Here is a 3,321-nt window from a genome sequence, read left to right on the forward strand (position 1 = left end):
GGCCGCGGATGCGTCTGCTTCAGTGGTCACGAACGCGGTTGACGCTATGGGACGAATAGAAGCGGCTTCCGGGCGCATTTCGCAAATCATCGGCGTCATCGACGAGATTGCCTTCCAGACCAATCTCCTGGCACTCAATGCCGGTGTCGAGGCCGCGAGAGCTGGAGAAGCGGGGCAGGGCTTCGCTGTCGTGGCCCAGGAAGTCAGGGAACTTGCCCAGCGGTCGGCTCTAGCCGCCCAGGAAATCAAGGAACTCATAGCAAGATCAAGCGAGGAAGTCGCCTCGGGATCGCGATTGGTGAACGAGGCGGGCAAGGTGCTGATTGCGATATCGTCGAATGTTGCCGGAATTTCCGAAAGGGTTGAGCTTATCGCTGCGGCGAGCAGGGACCAGGCGGCTTCGCTTATTGAAGTGAACCATGCCGTTGGCGAGATCGATGACAGCACCCAGCGAAACGCTGCCATCGCCGAGCAAGCCCACGCCGCCACCCAAGAACTCACAAAAGAGACCCAGCGGCTGATGCAGCAGATCGAACAGTTCAACATCGGCAGGCCAAGGGGTCACGTGCTTTCGATCGTTTCCTGACTTCGTAGACAATCACCACTATTGTGTTGACAGATTTTCATACAATCTGTCAAATGGTGCAGCCAATCTGGGAGGATAAGCGGCGTGCTCAATGACCAAGCGCATCAGACTAAGTTGCCCTATTTCTATCCGTTCAAGTTCGGAAGCGGCGAAATAACGGTACTTTCGGACGGACCGTTGGAATTGGGCGACCCACGGGAGAATTTCCTTGGGGTCGACGCAGCCACGGTGACGGAAATGCTCGACAGGAACTTCCTGTCCAGTTCGTCGGTGACCCTCGAGCAGAACAWCCCGCTGGTMAAAATCAACGGAAAGACCATCCTGTTCKACACCGGGATGGGGACGTMGAAGATTTTCGGGCCGACGACCGGTCGCCTGCTGAAGAGCATGCAGGAGGCAGGGATCGACACTTTGGAAGTCGATGCCGTGGTGTTGTCCCACGCACACATCGACCACACCGGCGGACTTTGCGATCGGGACGGCAAGCTTAATTTTCCCAACGCGGAGATCTTCATAAGCGAAAGCGACTTCGATGACTGGACCGACGGAGGCAAGCTTGATGACGGTTTCAAGGCCCAGGTGGAAAATGCCCGGAGGAACCTTCTTCCACACCGTGATCGGATAACGCATTTCGTGGACGGTCAKGAGTTTCTGCCGGGCGTGCAGGCAGTGCACGCTCCAGGCCACACCTTGGGCCACTTCTGCTTCCTCATGCAGTCGGGCAACGATCGGCTCTGCTTCCTCGGCGATCTGACCCATCATCATATCCTGCTGATGGAACGCCCGTGGATGGAGTTCAAGTACGACACCGATCCCAAGCTCTCGGCGCGGTCGCGCACACGGGTGCTGGATATGCTCGCGACAGACCGCATACCAGTGATGTCCTATCACTTTGCGTGGCCCGGGCTCGGCAACGTCGCCCGGGAGGGGGAAGGCTTCCGCTACGTACCMGCCGCCATGCAGATGCTCTCGAGATAGGAATACGCGACAATGCAGATGAAATCAGTCATTCTCCGAGAGTCAGGGCTTCCCAGGCCGTATGCAAGTTCGCGGCCTCTCAGTGTCGAGACCGTCGACCTGGCGCCTCCGGGCAATCTTGAGGTCCTGGTCAAAATCAAGGCCGCTGGTGTGTGCCACTCCGACCTGTCGGCGATAAATGGCGACCGCCCCCGTCCATTGCCTGTCGCGTTGGGGCATGAAGCGTCCGGCATTGTCGAAGAAATCGGACCCGGTGTGGATACAGTGAAGGTTGGCGATCACGTCGTGATGTCGTTCCTGCCCATCTGCGGACACTGCGATTACTGCGCGGGAGGACGCGCAAGCCTCTGTGAGCCGGGCTATCGCGCAAACGCCGCCGGGACATTGTTGAACGGTAGCAAGCATATCCGTCTTCGGGGCTACGATATCAACCATCACAGCGGCGTATCGGCGTTTTCGGAATACGCGGTCGTGTCGGCGCACTCGGTCGTCAAGATCACCAAAGACGTGGACGTCACCATGGCGGCCTTGTTCGGATGCGCCGTGATGACAGGCGTCGGTGCMGTCGTAAATACATGTGGCGTGAAGCCGGGGCAGTCGGTCGCCGTCATCGGCCTGGGAGGCGTGGGGTTGTCGGCCGTCCTCGGAGCGGTGGCTAGCGGGGCAAGCGAKATCGTTGCCATCGATTTGATGCMGGAGAAGCTTGAGTTGGCTAAGGCGCTGGGCGCGACGCGTACCTTCCTGGCAACCACGCCGGATGTCATCGGCGAGGTCAAGGAAGCGACCCGCGGGGGAGTGGACTACGCCATCGAGATGGCAGGGTCGAGCAAAGCGTTCGAAACCGCGTATGGCATTACGCGGCGCGGCGGCACGACGGCCACAGCGGGTATGGCGAACGTGAACACCAAATTCGAGATCTCGCCGCTTCCTCTTGTCGGGGAAGAACGCGTAATCAAAGGCAGCTACATGGGGTCCTGCGTACCTTCGCGCGATGTTCCCCGCTATATCGACCTGTTMCTCAAGGGTAGGTTGCCCGTGGAGAGACTGTTGTCCAGCACTGGCCCGCTTGAGGAAATCAACGAGGCCTTCGACCGGTTAGACCGTGGCGAGGTGATCCGGCATCTGCTGGTTCCTTGAGCCTGCGGAAKGAGCGAGAATTTGACCGACTGGAAAGTCCTGGCGATACATTACGGCACTGCGGTTCGGCCCGTTGGCGAACTCGGCCTGGAAGCAGGAGATCCCCACGACGCCCCGGGCAGGATMGAGTATTTCGTTTGGTTGATCCGCCATGGTGAACGTCTGATCCTGGTTGACACCGGGTTTAGCCCGCAGGAGGCTGAAAGGCGCGGGAGGACCATGTTGATCCATCCGGTCGAGGCGCTTCGCCAGCTCGGGATTTCCGCATCGTCCATTACCGACGTCGTCATCACGCATCTTCACTATGATCACGCAGGAAACCTTGCGGACTTCCCCGAAGCCCTGTTCCACTTGCAGGATCGGGAGATGGCCTACGGTACAGGACGATGCATGTGCCATGATCGTCTTCGGCGTCCMTTTGCGGTGGACGCCGTAGTCGATGCGGTCCGCCTGACGTTTTCCGGCAGGGTGTGCTTCCACGACGGGAACGGCGAGATTATGGAGGGGCTCACTATCCATCTCGTCGGCGGTCATTCTAGGGGCCTTCAGGTCGTGAGGCTGGACGATGGCAATGACGTCGTCGTTATCGCATCGGACGCACTCCATTTTCAACGCTTTCT

At 59.0% G+C, this 3,321-nt stretch carries 4 protein-coding genes; all 4 read left to right on the forward strand.

The genetic code is table 11. From position 1 onward, the window contains the following. On the forward strand, positions 1-586 hold a 586-nt coding region (locus tag QD357_RS31550; protein WP_414125907.1), incomplete at its 5' end, for a methyl-accepting chemotaxis protein. 84 nt (positions 587-670) lie between these two features. Beyond that, complete coding sequence (locus QD357_RS31555; protein WP_414125908.1) at positions 671-1,564, forward strand: MBL fold metallo-hydrolase; 894 nt, start codon at positions 671-673, stop codon at positions 1,562-1,564. Between the two features lie 12 nt (positions 1,565-1,576). Then, positions 1,577-2,701, forward strand: coding sequence for a zinc-dependent alcohol dehydrogenase family protein (locus tag QD357_RS31560; RefSeq protein WP_414125909.1), 1,125 nt, complete (start codon positions 1,577-1,579; stop codon positions 2,699-2,701). Between the two features lie 141 nt (positions 2,702-2,842). Further along, on the forward strand, positions 2,843-3,321 hold a 479-nt coding region (locus tag QD357_RS31565), incomplete at its 3' end, for an N-acyl homoserine lactonase family protein (protein WP_414125910.1).

Origin of the sequence: Rhizobium sp. BR 317 (genome assembly GCF_047445835.1) — a bacterium.
In the GTDB taxonomy this organism is placed as follows: domain Bacteria; phylum Pseudomonadota; class Alphaproteobacteria; order Rhizobiales; family Rhizobiaceae; genus Rhizobium; species Rhizobium paranaense.